17 protein-coding genes are annotated in these 18,816 nt (G+C 43.6%); 8 read left to right on the plus strand and 9 right to left on the minus strand.

What is annotated here, in order from left to right; genetic code table 11:
- Positions 1 to 80 precede the first annotated feature (80 nt).
- Together ACFRAK_RS08190 and ACFRAK_RS08195 are read left to right on the plus strand one after the other, a co-directional pair.
- Complete coding sequence (locus tag ACFRAK_RS08190) at positions 81 to 509, plus strand: Lrp/AsnC family transcriptional regulator (protein WP_387596536.1); 429 nt, start codon at positions 81 to 83, stop codon at positions 507 to 509.
- A 152-nt stretch (positions 510 to 661) separates the two neighbouring features.
- Positions 662 to 1,594 carry a catalase family peroxidase gene (locus ACFRAK_RS08195; RefSeq protein WP_394571563.1) on the plus strand — a complete coding sequence of 311 codons (933 nt, stop codon included), beginning with the start codon at positions 662 to 664 and terminating at the stop codon, positions 1,592 to 1,594.
- 467 nt (positions 1,595 to 2,061) lie between these two features.
- Here ACFRAK_RS08195 and ACFRAK_RS08200 read toward each other — a convergent pair whose 3' ends face one another.
- A complete protein-coding gene (locus tag ACFRAK_RS08200; protein ID WP_394571565.1) occupies positions 2,062 to 3,732 on the minus strand; it encodes an ABC1 kinase family protein in 1,671 nt (556 codons plus the stop codon).
- A 15-nt stretch (positions 3,733 to 3,747) separates the two neighbouring features.
- Positions 3,748 to 4,050: a phasin family protein gene (locus ACFRAK_RS08205; RefSeq protein WP_260284516.1), complete on the minus strand. Its 303-nt coding sequence runs from the start codon at positions 4,048 to 4,050 to the stop codon at positions 3,748 to 3,750.
- 244 nt (positions 4,051 to 4,294) lie between these two features.
- Between ACFRAK_RS08205 and ACFRAK_RS08210 the strand changes: the two genes are divergently transcribed.
- On the plus strand, positions 4,295 to 5,044 hold the full coding sequence (locus ACFRAK_RS08210; protein WP_387596527.1) for an SDR family NAD(P)-dependent oxidoreductase: 750 nt from the start codon (positions 4,295 to 4,297) through the stop codon (positions 5,042 to 5,044).
- A gap of 1 nt (position 5,045) precedes the next feature.
- Here the strand turns inward: ACFRAK_RS08210 and ACFRAK_RS08215 are convergent, their stop codons facing one another.
- The gene (locus tag ACFRAK_RS08215; RefSeq protein ID WP_387596524.1) at positions 5,046 to 5,276 is read right to left on the minus strand and encodes a hypothetical protein; all 231 of its coding nucleotides are present in this window, start codon (positions 5,274 to 5,276) and stop codon (positions 5,046 to 5,048) included.
- A gap of 63 nt (positions 5,277 to 5,339) precedes the next feature.
- Complete coding sequence (locus ACFRAK_RS08220; RefSeq protein ID WP_394571567.1) at positions 5,340 to 6,131, minus strand: TIGR00266 family protein; 792 nt, start codon at positions 6,129 to 6,131, stop codon at positions 5,340 to 5,342.
- 192 nt (positions 6,132 to 6,323) lie between these two features.
- Here ACFRAK_RS08220 and glpK point away from each other — a divergent pair, with 192 nt between their 5' ends.
- The gene (gene glpK, locus ACFRAK_RS08225; protein WP_394571568.1) at positions 6,324 to 7,814 is read left to right on the plus strand and encodes a glycerol kinase GlpK; all 1,491 of its coding nucleotides are present in this window, start codon (positions 6,324 to 6,326) and stop codon (positions 7,812 to 7,814) included.
- 70 nt (positions 7,815 to 7,884) lie between these two features.
- Positions 7,885 to 8,352 (plus strand): CBS domain-containing protein, encoded by a 468-nt coding sequence (locus ACFRAK_RS08230; RefSeq protein ID WP_192203595.1) that lies wholly within the window; start codon positions 7,885 to 7,887, stop codon positions 8,350 to 8,352.
- A gap of 53 nt (positions 8,353 to 8,405) precedes the next feature.
- Here the strand turns inward: ACFRAK_RS08230 and ACFRAK_RS08235 are convergent, their stop codons facing one another.
- The 3 genes from ACFRAK_RS08235 to ACFRAK_RS08245 form a co-directional block, all read right to left on the minus strand.
- Positions 8,406 to 10,520 carry a peptidoglycan D,D-transpeptidase FtsI family protein gene (locus ACFRAK_RS08235; RefSeq protein ID WP_394571569.1) on the minus strand — a complete coding sequence of 705 codons (2,115 nt, stop codon included), beginning with the start codon at positions 10,518 to 10,520 and terminating at the stop codon, positions 8,406 to 8,408.
- 358 nt (positions 10,521 to 10,878) lie between these two features.
- Entirely contained in the window at positions 10,879 to 11,232 is a 354-nt protein-coding gene (locus ACFRAK_RS08240; RefSeq protein WP_192203598.1) for a hypothetical protein, read from the minus strand.
- A gap of 346 nt (positions 11,233 to 11,578) precedes the next feature.
- The gene (locus tag ACFRAK_RS08245) at positions 11,579 to 11,746 is read right to left on the minus strand and encodes a hypothetical protein (RefSeq protein ID WP_192203600.1); all 168 of its coding nucleotides are present in this window, start codon (positions 11,744 to 11,746) and stop codon (positions 11,579 to 11,581) included.
- A gap of 514 nt (positions 11,747 to 12,260) precedes the next feature.
- On the opposite strand from ACFRAK_RS08245, the gene ACFRAK_RS08250 reads away from it, so the two are divergent.
- The 3 genes from ACFRAK_RS08250 (at position 12,261) to ACFRAK_RS08260 (ending at position 16,408) form a co-directional block, all read left to right on the plus strand.
- On the plus strand, positions 12,261 to 14,012 hold the full coding sequence (locus tag ACFRAK_RS08250) for an ABC transporter ATP-binding protein (protein ID WP_394571571.1): 1,752 nt from the start codon (positions 12,261 to 12,263) through the stop codon (positions 14,010 to 14,012).
- Entirely contained in the window at positions 14,009 to 16,027 is a 2,019-nt protein-coding gene (locus tag ACFRAK_RS08255; protein ID WP_394571573.1) for an ABC transporter ATP-binding protein, read from the plus strand. The genes ACFRAK_RS08250 and ACFRAK_RS08255 overlap by 4 nt, the downstream gene beginning before the upstream one ends.
- Positions 16,028 to 16,159: 132 nt before the next feature.
- Positions 16,160 to 16,408 (plus strand): type B 50S ribosomal protein L31, encoded by a 249-nt coding sequence (locus tag ACFRAK_RS08260; protein WP_061461980.1) that lies wholly within the window; start codon positions 16,160 to 16,162, stop codon positions 16,406 to 16,408.
- A gap of 112 nt (positions 16,409 to 16,520) precedes the next feature.
- Here the strand turns inward: ACFRAK_RS08260 and metC are convergent, their stop codons facing one another.
- Both metC and ACFRAK_RS08270 read right to left on the minus strand, forming a co-directional pair.
- Positions 16,521 to 17,702: a cystathionine beta-lyase gene (gene metC / locus ACFRAK_RS08265; protein WP_394571574.1), complete on the minus strand. Its 1,182-nt coding sequence runs from the start codon at positions 17,700 to 17,702 to the stop codon at positions 16,521 to 16,523.
- Positions 17,699 to 18,811 carry a methionine biosynthesis PLP-dependent protein gene (locus tag ACFRAK_RS08270; RefSeq protein ID WP_394571575.1) on the minus strand — a complete coding sequence of 371 codons (1,113 nt, stop codon included), beginning with the start codon at positions 18,809 to 18,811 and terminating at the stop codon, positions 17,699 to 17,701. The genes metC and ACFRAK_RS08270 overlap by 4 nt, the downstream gene beginning before the upstream one ends.
- Positions 18,812 to 18,816 lie beyond the last annotated feature (5 nt).

An 18,816-nucleotide genomic window follows, 5' to 3' on the forward strand; every position in this document is an offset into this window, starting at 1 on the left:
CAGGAGTTTTAATTCCATTTGTAAAGCAATATGGATTAATAATGAATAAGTGTAAAGAAAAGAAGGAGAATATTTGTGGAATGAAAATTGATGAAAAAGACCAGAACATCCTTGCTGAATTAACGTTGAATAGCCGGATTTCCATGAGGGAATTGGCAAGGAAAGTAAACCTCTCCGCTCCCACCGTTGCCGAACGGGTACGGCAAATGGAGTCGTTCGGGATCATTAAAGGGTATGTTGCCGAGATTGATCATAAAAAGATCGGTTTTCCAATTGAGTGTATCGTGGAAGCAACGATAAAAAATGGGGAATATGAGAAATTCAAAAAGTATATCTCCAAGGTGCCGAATGTTGACTTTTGTTATCGAATTGCCGGGCGGGCTTGTTTTATGCTGAAAATCCATAGTGAGAGCCTTGAAGAAGTGGAGGAATTCATCAATCGGACCATTCCGTTTGCGGCAACGGTTTCCCATGTGATTCTTTCAAAGGTGGAGCGGGAGCTGGAATGAGTATTTTTTTCTAACATGATGTGTGCAGCGCCTGGATAATTCCAGGCGTTTTTTGGCGATCAATGTTTTCGGCGATTCAATAAGAATAAGCTATTGGAATAAGGGGTACATGTAATAATGGATTCAAATCTGAAAAGGTGGGGTGAGATATCATGGAGGGAACGGACGACTTTAAACCTGAACTAGCCAGGGAAGCAGTTAATGTGATTGAAAATGTAGCTGGAACACATCCTGGTTATCGGCGTGCGCATGCAAGGGGATATGTTTATGAAGGGGTTTTTACCCCAAACGGAAAAGCGTCCCCATTAACGGTGGCTCCGCATCTTCAGGATGAAGCTGTGCCGGTGGTCATTCGGTTTTCAAATAGCTCGCCGGTTCCAAGCCATCCCGATGCGATTTCCCCTGTAAAGGGCATGGCCGTCAAGTTTCAATTGCCGAATGGAGAAGAATCAGATCTTATTACTGTGACCATTCCGTTATTCTTTGCGAAAACACCGGAAGCGTTTGTTGATATGGCTGACTTTTTCAAGTCTGCCAAAGAAGGTTTCCCCAATCTGAAAGAGCTTGCAAAAATCCTTTGGAAATACCCTGAAAGCAAGGCAAGCCTGCAAATGCTTAAAGAAATGCGTTCTCCAGCCAGTTTCTCAACGTGTCAATATTACTCCATTCATGCATTTTATTTCATTAACTCGGAAGGAAGGCGGCAGGCAATCAAGTACGAGTGGATACCTGATGCCGGCCTTAGTATGCTAGAAAAAAAGGAGGTGGCCAAGCATTCGCCGGAGTATCTGGATGAAGAAATGGAAGATAGGCTCAAGCATGGTCCGGTGGGCTTTAAATTGAACATCCAAATAGGAGGGGAAAATGACCCGACTGATGATCCAACCGCAGCTTGGTCGGAAGATAAACAGGTAATCACGATAGGGCATTTAATGATTTCCAGAAAAACGCCATTGTTTAAAGATACTTTAATGTTTGATCCAACCAATATTCCTGAAGGAATCGAATGCTCGGAAGACCGAATTTTGCATTTTCGCCATAGTGCGTATGCCGTCTCTTATGAACGTCGGATAAATAACGAATGAATGACAGCAAGAAAAAAGGGAATTCCCTTACTATAAGGGTTCCCTTCAGACTATTGGCAAACTTGCTTTAAGAAAGGCTGTTTTCGCATACTTTGTTGCTATTTACCAAGTAAAGCGGTGTGGTTGATTTCCCCTCCAGATGCTCGCTTTCCGCGGGGCGGGCGGTGAGCCTCCTCGGCGTAAAAGCCTGTGGGGTCTCACCTATCCCGCTGCTCCCGCAGGAGTCTCGCCTTGCGCTCCAATCAACCTTAAATCGTTTAGTTTTTAAAAACAACAATCTTTACGAAAGGAGCCTTAAGAAATCAGCTTCTTTTCCTCGGGTTGAGCCAAGCCTCAACAGGTGTATCGTTACATCTTCTTCAATTAAACGAGGGTTTCATTTATATAACAGTAAAAACATGGGTGATACCCTAGTCATGTTTTAAAATCATGGTTCGGGAATCAATCCGAACCCATTTTTCGTAAGTTTACATTTTTCCGGATCTGAAAATGGTGTAGAGCATAAGTAAGAACATTAGGGTTGCAACGACAAATCCAATCTCGATAACCGGTATCTTCCATAGGATCAAGGTTTCCCCGCCTATTGCAGAGCCGATAATGAGACCGACCATGATTATACTGAATGCTAGCAGGATAATGCTGAAAGACAGCCGGTTCGAGATTTGATCAAGCTTATGTAAAAACACTTGGAGTTCGGGAATGTTGATATCAAGCCGTAATTTTCCTTTTTTAATGATACCTGTCACTTCCCTGATATCCTTTGGCAATTTGGCAATGGCTTCAGCAGACTCGATGAATTGATTCCAGGCGTTCTTCGCAATGTTCTTGGGGTTGTAGCGTTCCTTAAAAAGCCTTTCTCCAAAAGGTTCAGCTGCCTTCATAATGCTGAAATTCGGATCTAATCCTTCGACAATGGCCTCCATGGTAAGCAAAGCCTTGCCGAGCATCGTGAATTCGGGAGGGATTTGGACTTGATGCCGATTGGCAACCGTGAACAGGTCATTGACAGCTCCGCCTAGGCTGATTTGGCTCAATGGGATATCATAATATTTATTTCGAAGTTCATCGATATCCCCTCTTAATGGGGCCATGTCGATTTCGTCCGTCAGGAGGCCCATCTCTGAAAGCGTCTTGATCAATCCATTGGTGCTGCCGCGTTTCAAATTGATGACAAGCGAGGCGAACTGAAACTTCGTCTCTTCCTCCAACCGTCCCACCATTCCGAAATCCATAAGTGCGACGACATTCCCTGGCAAAATGATGATATTGCCAGGGTGGGGATCGCCGTGGTAGAAGCCATCGATCAATATTTGCTGAAGCATGGAATTCGCTAATCTTTCCGCGATTTTCCGGCGATCATAACCTTCATCATCAAGCTGTTTATAATGATTGATCTTAATTCCTTGAATGAAATCCATCGTCAGGACCCTTTTTGTGGAAAATTCCCAATGGATCCTTGGTACCTTAAACCCTTGATCATCGATGAATTGCTTGGCTATTCTTTCCCCGTTTCGACCCTCGGAGTTATAATCGAGTTCTGCACGGAGTGATTTAGCGAATTCATCAATCATTTTTCTGATTTGGTAGCGTCTTGCCCAAGATATGCGTGCTTCCATTAGTCTTGCCAAATCATCGAGAATTTCCAAATCCGTTTCCACAATCGGCAGGATATCGGGCCGCTGCACTTTGATTGCTACGACTTCCTGTGATGGAAGCCGTGCCGTGTGGACCTGACCGATCGAAGCGGTTGCCAGTGGGGTTTCATGAAATTCAAGAAAAAGGTTTTCCAAAGAATCACCCAATTCGGCTTCGACAATTTTGCGAACCCTCTCAAATGGAAAGGGGGTGACTTGGTCCTGTAGCTTTTCAAGTTCGCGGACGATTTCTTCAGGAACGAAATCACGCCTCGTACTTGCAATCTGACCAAGTTTTATGAATGTAGGTCCCAAGCTTTGTAATATCGTATGCAGCCTCTCCCCAATGGAGCGGAGGTTCAGGTTTTCATCAGGTTGGAGTTTCGATGCAGCTTTGCTCTCGGATAATCCCAGACGATAGATGAAGTAACCAAAACCATTTTTCAAGAAGGCATTAATGATTTCTTGGTAACGATGTGCGTGTTTCAGTCGCTTGCGAAACATTCAAGTACCTCCTGATCAGGATTGTATGTTTTGGTTCTGTTTTTCCAAAATCGCGATACGGCGCTCCAATTCCTGAACTTCTTCTTTAGTTGCCAAGTTTAGGCCATTGAGCGCTTGGTTGACTTTGGCCTTGACGGAATCATCCAGCTGCTTTTGGGCTTGTTCCCCTTTTTCGACCCATTGCTTAATAAGAACCTTGGAGTCTTCTTTTGAGATATCGCCTTTTTTCACAAGAGAGTCCACTGCTTTTTCAATTTGCTCTTTTGTAGCAGCGGCAGCACCTAATCCTAAAGAAAACACATTTTTTAATAAGTCCATTTTTACATTCCTCCAATTAAAATTTTCACTCTGTAAGAAAGATAATGGCGGATGCCTTTCACTGTGGTTCATTCTTGTTGTTACTATCTATCATACATCACTTTAAGGCCGCTACAAAAATATAAGGGTTCTGCAGATTTTTGATGATAAGGAAAAGGATTAATTGATCAGGCGCGGAAATGTTTGAAATGAAGCGAATTGGATAATATGATAGTGACAAATCTGTGAGAGTGGGGATGGAATAATGGGATTCACAAATAAGACGGTGATTGTAACAGGCGCTTCGAATGGTATAGGGAGAGGCGTGGCAAAGGGATATGCAGAAAGCGGCGCTGCTGTCGTTCTCGCAGATTTGGACGAGCGGGAAGGTGTTCTGTATGTGGAAGAGCTCAAAAGTAACGGTCATGAAGCTATGTTCGTTAAAACGGATGTACGCAAGGAGGATGACATCCAACATTTGATGGATGTAACTTTAAAAACATATAAGACCATTGATATATTAATCAATAATGCAGGAAAGGCATTATTCAAATCGCTTTATGATCTGACGATTGAGGATTGGGACGATATGATGAATACGAATTTGCGCAGTGTTTTCCTTTGTTCCCGGGCAGCGGCAGAATCGATGCGGAAAAATGAACAGGGAGGTGCAATCATCAATATAGCATCAACCAGAGCGATAATGTCTGAGCCGGAATCGGAATCCTATGCAGCGACAAAAGGAGGGATCAAAGCACTGACACATGCACTTGCCGCTTCTTTAGGCAAAGAGAAAATTACGGTCAATTCGATTTCTCCGGGCTGGATTGAAACGGGAGATTATGACTCGCTGAGGGATAAGGATCATCAGCAGCATTTTTCCAATCGGGTTGGTATGCCGGAAGACATTGCAAGGGCCTGTCTTTATTTGACGGCAACGGAAAATGATTTCGTTACGGGTGCGGATCTTATCGTCGATGGAGGCATGACAAGAAAAATGATGTACGAGGAGTAACTCATTTTTTCCGATAGAGATATTGCAGTTCAGTTCCGAGCTCACGGTTGAGCAGCTGTTCCATTTCTTCAAGCTCCTTTATGCCGATAGGGGCATCGGCAGCTGTCCAGTGAACGGTATAAACAAAATAGTAATCTCTTATTTTTCGGAAAATAACAGGCGAATTCGGGAATTTATCAAAAATTGCCCTGATATTATAGCGTCTCATGTAGGACCACTTAACAAGCTGCATGTAGCTACCCATCCTTTTCAAAAGAGATCAATGACTGCCAGGGTGGCAGCCATTGGTCGGTTCTTATTTATCATTGAATAAATTGAATAAGCCTCTAGCTACGCTGCCTTCTTCGGATGATCCTCCATTTTGCGGAGCTGCAGCAAATACACGGCTGGCAAGCCGGCTGAATGGCAATGATTGCACCCACACGGTTCCGGGCCCTTTTAATGTTGCAAAGAATAAACCTTCGCCTCCGAATAAAGCGGTTTTCACGCCTTTTACAGTTTCAATATTATAATCTACCCCGCTAGTCATTGCCACTAAACATCCTGTATCGACGCGTAAAATCTCTCCTGTTGACAATTCCTTTTTATGGATCGTGCCGCCGGCATGAACGAAGGTCATCCCATCTCCTTCAAGTTTTTGCATGATGAAGCCTTCACCGCCAAAGAAGCCTGCCCCTATTTTTCTCTGAAACTCAATTCCGACCGAAACGCCTTTTGCTGCCGCCAGGAAAGCGTCTTTTTGACATATGATTTTCCCGCCTAGCTCGCTTAAATCCATCGGGATGATTTTACCTGGATAAGGCGAGGCGAATGAAACGTGTTTTTTATCTCGTCCTTCATTCGTAAAAGCCGTCATGAAAAGACTCTCACCAGTAAGGAGCCGTTTCCCGGCACCGAATAGCTTACCCATCATTCCGCTGTCACCATTCGAAGACCCATCGCCAAAGATGGTTTCCATCTTGATTCGATCTTCCATCATCATTAAACTTCCAGCTTCGGCAATCACCGTTTCCTGAGGGTCCAATTCCACTTCAACAAACTGCATGTCATCACCATATATTTTAAAATCTATTTCATGGTTATTCATTTTCCATTCCTCCTATCCGCTTTATTTTCATTGTAAAAGATAAACTCTTAACCTGCCAATATTTTTCAGTTTCCCGCCGTGATTTATATATTTTTTGTTTTCAAGGGTATATCTAGTAAAATGAAGAAAGAAAAAACAGCATGACACTTAAGTTGAAATGCAACGTAATCTTAAGTGTGGGGGGAGACAACCATGGAGACTTACATATTATCATTGGACCAGGGAACGACAAGTTCGCGGGCCATTTTATTTAATAAAAGCGGGGAAGTCTTGCATATTGCGCAAAAGGAATTCACACAATATTTCCCGAATCCTGGATGGGTGGAGCATAACGCCAATGAAATTTGGGGTTCCATCCTATCGGTAATCGCTTCCTGTCTATCGGAAATGAATGTAAAACCGGAACAAATCGCTGGAATTGGCATAACGAATCAACGGGAGACGACCGTGGTATGGGATAAGGAAACAGGTCAGCCGATCCATCATGCCATTGTCTGGCAATCCCGGCAGACAAGTGAAATTTGCACTCAATTGAAGGATGAGGGTCTCGATGACTTATTTTTGCAGAAAACCGGTTTGTTGATTGATGCTTATTTTTCCGGTACGAAGGTGAAATGGATTCTCGACCATGTAGATGGGGCACGGGAAAAGGCAGAAAACGGAGACTTATTGTTTGGTACGATCGATACGTGGCTGATATGGAAACTTTCGGGTGGTAAGGCACATATAACCGATTATTCGAATGCTTCAAGGACGCTGATGTATAACATTCATGACCTGAAGTGGGATGAAGAGCTGTTGGAAATCCTGCAAGTGCCGCAATCGATGCTCCCGGATGTTCGCTCTTCATCAGAGATATACGGTAAAACAGCGCCACACCATTTCTTTGGACACGAAATCCCGATTGCCGGAGCAGCTGGAGATCAACAGGCAGCTTTGTTCGGCCAAGAATGCTTCGAAAAAGGAATGGCCAAGAATACGTATGGAACCGGATGCTTTATGTTGATGAATACAGGAGAAAAGGCAGTGAAATCAGAGCATGGCCTGTTGACCACGATTGCATGGGGGCTGAATGGAAAAGTCGAATATGCCTTGGAAGGCAGTATTTTTGTCGCAGGTTCGGCCATACAATGGTTAAGGGATGGGCTGAAACTCTTGCATGATCCGAAAGACAGTGAAAAATATGCTTTGCGGGTCACTTCAGCGGATGGAGTTTATGTAGTTCCCGCATTTGTTGGATTAGGCACCCCTTACTGGGATAGTGATGTCAGGGGAGCTGTATTCGGACTGACAAGGGGGACATCGAAGGAGCATTTCGTCCGGGCAACATTGGAAGCATTGGCCTATCAGACAAAAGATGTCCTTAGCGCCATGGAAGTCGATTCAGGGATTAAACTAAAGTCATTGAGGGTCGATGGAGGGGTTGTCAAAAACAACTTCTTGATGGAATTTCAAAGCGGTCTCCTGAATGTCCCTGTCGAAAGACCGGTTATTAGTGAAACGACAGCGTTAGGAGCGGCATATTTGGCTGGACTCGCTGTCGGGTATTGGGAAGATCAGGAAGAGATTTCAAAGCTATGGGCAGTCGATAAAAAATTCGAACCAGGGATGGAAGAACAGGAAAGAAAAGATTTATATAATGGCTGGAAAAAGGCAGTTCAGGCGGCAACGGTTTTTAAATAGAGTAAGTAAGGGTATTATTAGAGGAGAGAGATGAATACAGAACGTACAAACATAAAAAAGGGGTGGTAATATGTTAGTCAAGGATTTCATGATAAGGGAAGTCTATGTAGCCCGTCCTGATTTTACATTAAAGGAAATTCTGCGAATCTTAATCGAAAATAAAGTGGGCGGGGTACCGGTCGTGGATGAACATGATAAGCTATTGGGAATGGTGACGGACGGGGATATCCTTCGTTATTTGACACCTGCTGAGGAAGCCATCATGGGTTATTTCACCTATATTACGGTTCTTCCCGGTGAGGAATTGGATGAAAAGGTTACATCCAAAATGAATGATAAAGTTGCACGAATCATTAAAAATAAAAGGATTACAAAGCTATCCCCCGAAGATCCGTTAGATGAATTGATAAAGGTCCTTTCCAAGCATCATTTCAAGAAAATCCCTGTCGTGGACAAAAATGATAAAGTCGTCGGCATCATCAGCAGGGGAGATGCACTAAGGGCCCTATATAAGGAATTCGTTCAAAATCTTGAATAAGGGATTTAAAAAAAGGCCCGCTCGTAATCGAGCGGGCCTTTTTTTTGTAATTATCATTGAGTGCTTTCTACATCCTTGTCTGAATCGGACTTACCTTCTAATCTATCTTCCTTCAATTTAAAGTAGGCGTCCATTACGTCCCGCCCGATCCGTTTGTTAATATCATCAGAGGGCTTGCCTTGATACACCCATGGCACGACGACGGAGAATGCCACTTCCGGATTATTGTGAGGTGCATAACCTACAAGTGTTAGATTAATGGTATCCACTGGTTTACTATATTGATTTCTCCGCGGTCCGTCGTAAAAGGCCTCGGCAGTCCCCGTTTTTGCTGCCGCATGGTAGGATTTCCCGCCAAAATATTTATATGCCGTCCCGCCTGGCTCCTGGGCAACCTGCCTGAATCCTTCCTGGACACGCTGCATCCAAACGTCTTTCCCGCCCAAATCGTTTAACACTTTGGGACTCATTGTTTTAAAGACGCTGCCCAATTCATTGTGTTCGTTGGATGGATTCCTGATTTCCCTGACCATATGTGGCTCAAGCCTTTTTCCGCCATTTGCAATCGTCGAAACATACTGTGCCAATTGCATTGGTGTATATGTATCATACTGCCCAATCGATAAATCCAGCAGCAATCCATCTGTAGACATGTCGACGCCTTTAAATCCGACTGATTCATTAGGCAAGTCGATGCCGGTACGGACACCCAAGCCGAATTGGGCATAATGATTCCGCATGATTGAATAAGCTTCCCGGTTGATTCCTAACGGCCGGTTAGGGATATAATGACCGCCGGCAATTTTGATTGCCGTCATGAACATATAGACATTCGACGATTTCTTTAACGCGGAGACATCGGTTACATAACCTAAATCACTATAAGATCCTTTCTTAGGAGCCCCTGCTAAAAGGAGTTTTCTGTCAAAAAAAGCTGACCCCGGTGAGATGGCTCCTGTCTGAAAGCCGGTATAGACCGTAGCTCCTTTTACAGATGACCCCATCGTATAGGAGGTCGTAATGTTTCCAAGGGCGAAATCGTTCATTTCGGTCAATCCGGTTTTACTGTTGCGGCCGTATTGCCTGCCGGCCATCGTAAGCACCTCGCCTGTATTCGGGTCCATTAAAACGACGAAGGCCCGATCCAATAAGTAGGTATTTCCCCTAGCCTTGGTTTTGCGCAATTCGCTCTCGATGATCTTTTCAACCTGTTGCTGCAGCTCCATATCAATTGTCAGGACCAAGTCTTTTCCGCTTTGCCCTTCAGTCAGGGTATTCGTATTGATGACTTCCCCTTTGCTCAGCACATTTTCAATCCGCGTCTTTTGACCGCGCAGGACATCTTCATATTGTTTTTCGATATAACTTTTTCCGACCCGGTCATTCCTGGTATAGTCTCGTGCAAGATAATAGTCGATATTTTCACTGGGAATGCCTTCTTCGGAAGAAGAGACCTTGCCAAGAACCGAGCGGAGGGTCTCGTCATACTTATAGGTCCTTTCCCAATCCGTCGTTACATCCACGCCTGGCATTTCATCCAAATGTTCGCTGACCCTGGCGAATTCCTTAGTGGTGACATCTTTATTCTTCACGATTGACGGTGCGAGGGCATAGCCGCTATTGAATTCCCGGAAGATGGCGATCACTTCCAATTCATCCTTGGTGAATTCCTTGATATCCTCTTCGGTCACCCGTTCCATTTGAAGTTTGTATAAATCTTTTTGCTCCAATTTCTTTTCGATTACTTTCTTCTTCTCGGCCTTGGTGATCAAGGCATCTGCTTCTTTCGGATGTTTTAAAATCCAAAAATCCTTTTTATCCGGCAGGGTCACCTTTTTGGTATCTTTTTCTATCAAGGTAGCAAGAACCTCTGCTGTCTTCACCATATCGGCCGTTTTCGTATTCGGGTATTTCGTATAGGTGATGGCATTGCGCGGCTCATTATCAACGACCGGATTCAAGTTGCGGTCATACATCTTGCCACGGGGAACGGGGGTATTGGCCACATCGTTTTCCGTTCGGTCCACTTCCCGGAGGTAATCATCCCCATACACGATTTGGACGATGCCAAGCCGGATTATTAAGCTTGAAAATAAAATGAATATTAAAAAAAACATGAAGTTCAGCCGGAAAGGAATTGGGGTTTTTTTCTTTTTTTCTTTGGCCATCAGTAACATTCCTTTCTAGTAAAAGTAAAAAATAAGAAAATTCCTATCTCCAATGATATATAAAATTAACTTATTTTTCTATGCTTTATCCGTAAATTTATCTATATTTCCAAAAGAATGTTTTGAAGTTATATAATTCCTAGTAATCTTATAATTAGGAAAATTGCTATAAAGGCCAATGAGTCCGAAGTTGTTTTAATAGATAAAGAGAGGGCGAAGCGGCAAAGCGACCATCATGGAGGAAAGATGTACATATGAGGCGCTTCTGTGAAAAAGAGGAGCTCACAAAGTGAATGAACAATGAATGACTTTAATCTTTGGAATCCATTCACTATGACTTAAGTACCATGAGTAAGCATTAATTTGCTTCATATTTCCTAACGGGAGCTTGAGTCGTGACGCTGATAATCTCTTTGAAATATCCGCATAGCTCAAGCCATTTTTCAGGGTAAATATAGTTGAATCGTTCGATCGTTTCTAGGGAGTGAAGCACCAGGCAATCGATTTGACCCGTTTTTTTACTTTGTAAATTGAATAGAAGTTCATGCGGGATGGTGTAATAAGGGTGAATTTGATACGGATTGAGTATGACCGGGGAAATATTCTTCCCTTCCATATACTTGTCCGTCACGATCTTTTGGATTGCAAAGCTTTCATCTGTATGTAATTCCCCGATTTTGTAATGTGGATTCAATAGTACAATACCTCTCATTTACTTCACCCATTCTTTTTGCTAACCATTCTTGCCAAATGGGGGATGGGATATTCAAAGTAAGAGGCTTAATGCTACAAAATGGCTTTCATTCCGTTAAGTGTTTTGAGATGATTGACATTTTCGCTTTTGACTCATCAAAAGGCTGGTAGAGCTCTTTGTGTAAAAGGGATTTTAGCGTGTCATATCTTTTGGCATCGATGATGGGGTTTGTTTTGGCAGGGTGTTTACCCAACAGCTTCTGCAAATATTGGGAGAGCATACAATCACCACGAATGTTTTTCGACCATTATATGCAGAGCCGTCAAGAAAGGGGCGTTGCATTTGCAACGCCCCCAAGGTGATGTCATCTTTTCTTCTTCTTTTCCAGGTACAATAAAATATAATAGACTATCCAGAAAAGAAACACAGGAATGAAGGATAAAAATCTATATTGGACCGGTACGGCAAATAAGATGAAAATGGCTGATAATAAAAAGGGAACCGCCAGGAGTATATATTTTCTCCATTGCATATGCTGAACCTCCTTAGGTTACGTCATTCTTATAAGAATAAAGGATTATCCAGCAATAATCTAGAAAAGTCGCAATTGACAAAAATATGCAAACGTAGTAATCTTTAAACACAAGTTAAAAATTTCCATTAATTAATGAAAAAGGAGGCGAACGTCATGACTAAATCAGTTAAGCACAATGATGTCATAATCGAATATCATACGTCCGCCTGCCCTGGGACCTTGTCTTTCTAGACAAGGGATCCGACATGTTCATTGATCATTTTAAAGCGCAGGTTGTGGAATTTTCGCGGCCTGCGCTTTTATATGTGTTATAACGCATCTAAATAAGCTTCCGCTAATTGGCGGGGGCTTTTTTACATTTGGAATACAGGTGCATTAGCATCCTTTCCATATAAAAGAAAGATAGGAGGAATTTTAAAATGAGACGAAAGACATTGGAAGTTTTATTGCAGCCGGGAGATCAAGAAAGCGGTTAGCGAGTGAAAGGTTTGACCAAAAGGGAGGGGAATTCATGTTTGCGATTTTTAAAAAGCTGTCCTGGTTCTTTAAAGAACAGTGGCAGCGTTACACCTTGGCGATTTTATTTCTATGTATAGTGAATATCTTGGAGGTTATCCCGCCAAAACTTGTCGGGAATGCCATCGATGATATGAACAATGGCAGCATGACACAGGAAGGGGTCATGAAATACGTTATTTATTTGCTCATGGTACTGATCGGCAGTTACCTATTTGGTTACTTATGGAGTTTTCTGTTATTCGGCGGCGGAAACTTGGTCGAACGAAAGCTAAGGTCCGGATTTATGGGCCATTTGCTGAAAATGACGCCGAGTTTTTATGAAAAAAACCGTACAGGGGATTTAATGGCAAGGGCAACCAATGATTTAAAGGCAATATCCCTCACAGCTGGTTTCGGGATATTGACGCTCGTTGACGCGGTGCTGTTCACCATTACAGTAGTGGTCATGATGGGAGCCACGATCAGCTGGCAGTTGACGATTGCGGCGGTGCTGCCGCTTCCGATCATGGCAGTGATGATGCAAATTTACGTGAAGAAAATTTACAAACGATTTACGGATGCACAAGCAGCCTTTGGTACTTTAAATGACAAGGTCCTGGAATCCATTTCAGGTGTCCGTGTTATCCGGGCCTATGTCCAGGAACGGGAAGATGAAAAGCGATTTGATGAAATGACAGAGGATGTATATCGAAAAAATCTAGCCGTGGCAAGAATCGACGCCCTCTTTGATCCGACAATCAGCATTATCATCGGCATCAGTTATTTAATCGGGTTGGGCTACGGGGCTTATCTTGTGTTTCAGCAGGCCATAACACTTGGCGGACTTGTTTCGTTCAATGTGTATCTAGGCATGTTAATCTGGCCGATGATAGCGGTGGGTGAACTGATCAATGTCATGCAAAGGGGAAATGCTTCGCTAGATCGTGTTCAGGATACCCTTTCATATGAAGCGGATGTGAAAGATTCATTGGGTCTGAAGAGTATTCAAAAACCTGGAAATATCCAATTCAATTCAGTGCATTTTACATACCCTTCCTCAACGGTTGTGAATCTATCCAATATTTCCGTTCAGCTTGAGCGTGGTCAAACATTGGGGATAGTGGGGAAAACGGGAAGTGGAAAAACGACATTCGTGAAGCAATTGCTGCGGGAATATCCATTAGGAACAGGTGAAATCGCTTTTGCAGGCATGCCGTTGGAGCAACTGAACCTTGAAGATATTCGTAAGTGGATCGGGTACGTTCCACAGGACCATTTTTTATTCTCGAAATCTGTTAGGGAAAACATCTTGTTCGGTAAAATGGATGCAACGGAAGAGGAACTGGATAATGCTATCCGGCTTGCGGATTTTGAGAAGGACTTAATGATGCTGCCCAACCGTCTTGAGACACTCGTCGGTGAGAAGGGTGTCGCCCTATCTGGAGGGCAAAAGCAGAGGATCTCGATTGCCAGGGCACTGATCAAAAATCCGGAAATCCTTATATTGGATGATTCCTTATCCGCTGTTGATGCAAAAACGGAAACGACAATCATCGAAAATATCCAAAATGAACGTGCAGGGAAAACGACGATCATCACAACTCATCGCTTATCAGCCGTTCAGCATGCGGACAGAATTATCGTGTTGGACAGCGGAGAGATCATCGAAGAGGGGACTCATGCGGATTTACTGCAGAAGGATGGCTGGTATAGAGAACAATATGAACGACAGCAGGTTGACGAAGGAACGGAGGTGAAGTCATGAAGGTCGTAAAGAGACTTTTTAATTATGCTGCCCTTTATAAAAAATTGATCATTGGCGCCCTGATCATGCTGGCACTTTCGGTAGCCGCAGATTTAACGGGTCCTTTCGTTGCAAAGAGAATCATCGATTCACATATACTTGGCATTGAATCTACCTGGTATGAAGCGGGTAAAGGAAAAGACGCTGTCAAGTATGATGGAAATTGGTATAAACGGGCCGATTACTTTGCAAAAGGTGAGAAGAAAGGCAGGGAAGTCCATATTCTGCAGGTGGGCAATCAATTTGTCTTCGTAAATGAAGCTGTCCCTACCGAGGGGCGCAGAACCTTGGAGAACCAATCGTTGACCATCAAGAAAGATGGGAAAGTGCAACATGCGCAAGCTGTGAAATTGACTAGTCAGGAAGTGCTGCGGTTTTACCAACCGGAAATCCCGCGGATCATTAAGCTTGTGGCTTTTTATTTTAGTCTTGTCATCCTTTCCTCCATTTTTCAATATGGGCAGAGTTTTTATTTACAGAAAGCGGCGAACCGAATCATACAGAAGATGCGAAATGATATTTTCACTCATATTTCCCGTCTGCCGATACGTTATTTCGATAATATGCCAGCGGGTAAAGTTGTAGCCAGGGTCACAAATGATACGGAAGCGATTCGGGAATTATATGTAACCGTGCTCGCCAACTTCTTCTCGAGTACGATTAATATCTTCGGGGTTCTGATTGCTTTGTATATTCTGGATCCACGAGTCGGTACCATTGGACTTTTACTTATTCCGATCATCGTTATCTGGACGGTGGTATACCGCAAATTCGCCTCGAAATATAATCACATCATTCGGGAACGGGTCAGCGATATTAATGGGATGATCAATGAATCCATTTCTGGAATGAGCATCATCCAGGCATTTGGACGTGAAAAGGAGACAAAGCAATCTTTTGAAAATCTGAACCGGGAGCATTATTCCTATCAAAATAAAATGCTCCATTTGAATTCGTTGACGGGTGGAAACTTGATCGGGGTCATTAAGGTTTTGGCGCTAATGGCATTTGTCTGGTATTTCGGCGGGATTTCCCTTACAGCGAGTTCAGCCATTTCTTTAGGGATGATGTATGCAATTGTTGATTTGATCAGCCGCCTGCTTCATCCGCTTCACGGAATCGTCAATCAGTTCGCTAACCTTGAACAGGCACTTGTTGCAGGGGAGCGGGCATTCAGTTTATTGGATGAGCAGGGATTGGCAGTCAGTGATGAAAACATGTCCAGATACAAAGGAAATGTGCAATTCGAAAATGTTTCTTTTGGTTATAAAGATAATGAATATGTGTTATGGGACATTTCCTTCTCCGCTAAACAAGGGGAAACGGTCGCTTTAGTTGGCCATACTGGGTCAGGAAAAAGTTCCATAATGAATTTATTGTTCCGTTTTTATGACAGTAGTGAAGGTCAAATCAAAATCGATGGCACGAATATATTGGATATCCCCCATCAGACACTTAGGGAGCATATGGGAATCGTCCTTCAGGATCCCTATTTATTTACTGGCACCATCGCTTCCAATATCAGTCTGAATCATAAAGGCATCACAAGGGAAATGGTTGAAAAATCATTAAGAGATGTAGGGGGGGACAAAGTGCTGAAGCATCTTCCTTTAGGGTTGGATGAACCTGTGATCGAAAAAGGGGGAACATTGTCTTCCGGACAGCGGCAGCTAATCTCTTTTGCACGTGCTCTTGCATTCAATCCGGCGATATTGATTTTGGATGAAGCGACAGCAAGCATCGATACTGAAACAGAGGCAATTATCCAGGAGGGAATGGAAGTGCTGAAAAAAGGGAGAACGACCTTCATCATTGCCCATAGACTTTCCACGATAAAAAATGCCGACCAAATTCTTGTACTGGATAAAGGGCGGATTGCTGAGCAAGGTACACATGAAGAATTAATGGAGTTAAAAGGGAAGTATTATAAAATGTATGAACTGCAGGCTGGTCCGCATAAAGGCATGGCTGGCTGAACACAGAATAAGGATGGATAATCAAGACCAAACTATAATGAGGGTGTCGTAATCGGCACCCTCAAGCAAAAATGTTGATAATAGTAATCATTACGTTTAAGATATACCTATACAGACGATGAGGTGATTATAGTGAAACAAGAAATTCATCCAGATTATCGACAAGTGGTATTCATGGATACCAACAGTGGGTATAAATTTTTGACGGGCTCCACGAAAACGTCAAATGAAACGATCGAGTGGGAAGACGGCCAAACGTATCCATTATTAAAAGTGGAAATCAGTTCAGATACGCACCCTTTTTATACCGGAAAGCAGAAGTTTGCTGAAAAAGGCGGACGGGTGGATCGCTTCCTGGATAAATATAATATGAAGAAATGAGAGTCAGGCCATCGGGAAATCGATGGTCTTTTTTTATGACTGGGTTTGAAAAAGAGTTAATAATGATGCTAAGGAAAAGGGTGCCCATAATCATGAGGCACCCATCCTGAAATCATTTTGCAGCAACTGCTTCCCCTTTGGCAATATTAAGGAGGGCTGCATCGAAGTCCTTTATTAAATCGTCCGGATTTTCAAGTCCGACAGAGAGGCGGAGCAAGCTGTTCGTGATGCCTCGCTTTTCCCTTTCATCATCAGGCATGGCGGCATGGGACATTTTGGCTGGGTAAGATAAAATAGATTCGACCGCTCCAAGGCTTACGGCAAAAACAGGGAGCTCGACAGTGTTCACGAAAGAACGGAAGACTTCCTCACTTTCCAATTCAAATGATAGGACCGCCCCCGCTCCAAGTGACTGGCCTTTCTGGATGGCGTGCTGTGGATGATCGGAAAGGCCGGGATAATACACTTTTTTCACCAATGGCTGTTCCTTTAAGTAGGCTGCAATCTTTTCTGCCCCTTTTTGTGAATGTTCCATTCTAACTGATAAGGTTTTCAAACCTCTCATTACAAGCCAGGCATCCTGGACACCAAGGACCGCTCCAAAGGAGTTTTGGAGCGAACCGAGTCTTGCGGCCAATTCCGGATCTTTCACTACCGCAAGCCCAGCTACCACATCACTATGTCCGGATAAAAACTTCGTCGCGCTATGAAGGACAACATCAGCGCCCAGATTCAACGGTTTTTGCAATGCCGGGGTCAAGAATGTGTTATCAACAAAACTTAAGGCACCAGCTTTTTTGGCGATATCACATACGGCTTGAATATCGGTCACTTTAAGTAACGGATTTGAAGGCGTTTCGATATAGATTGCCCTGGTATTTGGCTGAACGGCAGCTTTGACGCTTTCAAGGTCCGTCATGTCCACGAAGGTATGCTCAATATTGAAACGAGTCAATACGCTTGTGACCATCCTGAATGTTCCGCCGTAAACATCTTCGGAAATGACGATATGATCCCCGGCAGACAATAGCAGGAAGGCTGTTGAAATGGCAGCCATACCTGAAGAAAAAGCAAAGCCGTGAGTGCCTTCCTCAAGTTCGGCAATGATGTCTTCAAGTGCTTCGCGAGTCGGGTTCCCGCTTCTGCTGTAATCATATTTGCCAAATTGATCGATATCGGATTGATGGAAAGTCGATGCATGCTGAATGGGGACGCTCACACCGCCCGTTGCCGGATCGAATTTATGCTGATTATGAAGTAATTTCGTTTCAAAGCTAAAATCATGACCTGTCATCGTAGCGCCTCCCTTTTTACATGTGCGAATGCTTGCTGCAAGTCCTGAATCAAATCATCGCTATCCTCGATGCCAACGGAGAAGCGGAGCAGGCGATTACAAACTCCATTTGCCGTTCTGACTTCAAGCGGTATATCGGCATGCGTTTGTGTGGCAGGATAGGTGATAAAGCTTTCAACCCCTCCAAGGCTTTCTGCAAAGGAAATTAATGAGAGCGATTGTAAAAAGGGGTTGACCGCCGATTCATCAATGATACGGAATGAAATCATGCCGCCTTTGCCGGGATACAATACGTCCGTGACACAATCATGTTCCGACAAGTAACCTACAAGTATTTTGGCATTCTTTTCATGACGCTCCATCCGCAATGCCAAGGTTTTCATTCCACGCATCAATAGCCAAGAATCAAAGGGGCTCAAGACAGCTCCGGTACCATTATGATGGAAGGCTAGTGCATCACATAATTCAGCGCCGCTAGCAACGATCAGTCCGGCGAGCACATCATTATGACCACCGAGATACTTGGTTGCACTGTGAATCACGATATCCGCTCCAAGCAGGATGGGTTGTTGAATAAGAGGCGTGTAAAAAGTATTATCAACGATCAATAGTAAATTATTTTGTTTGGCCAATGCGGCAACAGCGCTAATGTCCGTTTGCTGCATAAGAGGGTTAGTGGGAGTTTCGATGAAGATGGCTTTCGTGTGAGGAGTGATGGCTTTTTCTATATCCTCCAAACAACAAGTGTTTACATAGTCACACTGCAATCCCCATTTTTTAAAACCTTGTTCTAACAGACGATATGTACCACCATAAAGATCTTCGCTGACAATCCAGGCATCACCTGATTTAAAAAGGGCAAGGATAGTGGAAATGGCGGCCATTCCTGAACTGCAGGCATAACCTTGGTCGCCTTTTTCCAGATCGGCGATGGAACGCTCCAATAATTGGCGTGTAGGATTACCTGTCCTTGTGTAGTCGAATCCCGTCGATTGGCCAATTCCTTCATGGCGAAAAGCTGTTGAAAAGTATACTGGCGGATTGACTGTTCCTGTCGCCGTTTCGCTGCGGTTTCCTAATTGAGCAAGATATGTTTCAGTTTTGTACATGGTTT

The sequence above is a fragment of the Peribacillus sp. NPDC056705 genome (assembly GCF_043656335.1).

What these genes read in the sequence shown, in the direction of transcription:
- ACFRAK_RS08190 (WP_387596536.1), top strand. Translation starts at nt 81, where the DNA reads ATGAAAATTGATGAAAAAGACCAGAACATCCTTGCTGAATTAACGTTG.
- ACFRAK_RS08195 (WP_394571563.1), top strand. Translation starts at nt 662, where the DNA reads ATGGAGGGAACGGACGACTTTAAACCTGAACTAGCCAGGGAAGCAGTT.
- ACFRAK_RS08200 (WP_394571565.1), bottom strand. Translation starts at nt 3,732, where the DNA reads ATGTTTCGCAAGCGACTGAAACACGCACATCGTTACCAAGAAATCATT.
- ACFRAK_RS08205 (WP_260284516.1), bottom strand. Translation starts at nt 4,050, where the DNA reads ATGGACTTATTAAAAAATGTGTTTTCTTTAGGATTAGGTGCTGCCGCT.
- ACFRAK_RS08210 (WP_387596527.1), top strand. Translation starts at nt 4,295, where the DNA reads ATGGGATTCACAAATAAGACGGTGATTGTAACAGGCGCTTCGAATGGT.
- ACFRAK_RS08215 (WP_387596524.1), bottom strand. Translation starts at nt 5,276, where the DNA reads ATGCAGCTTGTTAAGTGGTCCTACATGAGACGCTATAATATCAGGGCA.
- ACFRAK_RS08220 (WP_394571567.1), bottom strand. Translation starts at nt 6,131, where the DNA reads ATGAATAACCATGAAATAGATTTTAAAATATATGGTGATGACATGCAG.
- glpK (WP_394571568.1), top strand. Translation starts at nt 6,324, where the DNA reads ATGGAGACTTACATATTATCATTGGACCAGGGAACGACAAGTTCGCGG.
- ACFRAK_RS08230 (WP_192203595.1), top strand. Translation starts at nt 7,885, where the DNA reads ATGTTAGTCAAGGATTTCATGATAAGGGAAGTCTATGTAGCCCGTCCT.
- ACFRAK_RS08235 (WP_394571569.1), bottom strand. Translation starts at nt 10,520, where the DNA reads ATGGCCAAAGAAAAAAAGAAAAAAACCCCAATTCCTTTCCGGCTGAAC.
- ACFRAK_RS08240 (WP_192203598.1), bottom strand. Translation starts at nt 11,232, where the DNA reads ATGAGAGGTATTGTACTATTGAATCCACATTACAAAATCGGGGAATTA.
- ACFRAK_RS08245 (WP_192203600.1), bottom strand. Translation starts at nt 11,746, where the DNA reads ATGCAATGGAGAAAATATATACTCCTGGCGGTTCCCTTTTTATTATCA.
- ACFRAK_RS08250 (WP_394571571.1), top strand. Translation starts at nt 12,261, where the DNA reads ATGTTTGCGATTTTTAAAAAGCTGTCCTGGTTCTTTAAAGAACAGTGG.
- ACFRAK_RS08255 (WP_394571573.1), top strand. Translation starts at nt 14,009, where the DNA reads ATGAAGGTCGTAAAGAGACTTTTTAATTATGCTGCCCTTTATAAAAAA.
- metC (WP_394571574.1), bottom strand. Translation starts at nt 17,702, where the DNA reads ATGACAGGTCATGATTTTAGCTTTGAAACGAAATTACTTCATAATCAG.
- ACFRAK_RS08270 (WP_394571575.1), bottom strand. Translation starts at nt 18,811, where the DNA reads ATGTACAAAACTGAAACATATCTTGCTCAATTAGGAAACCGCAGCGAA.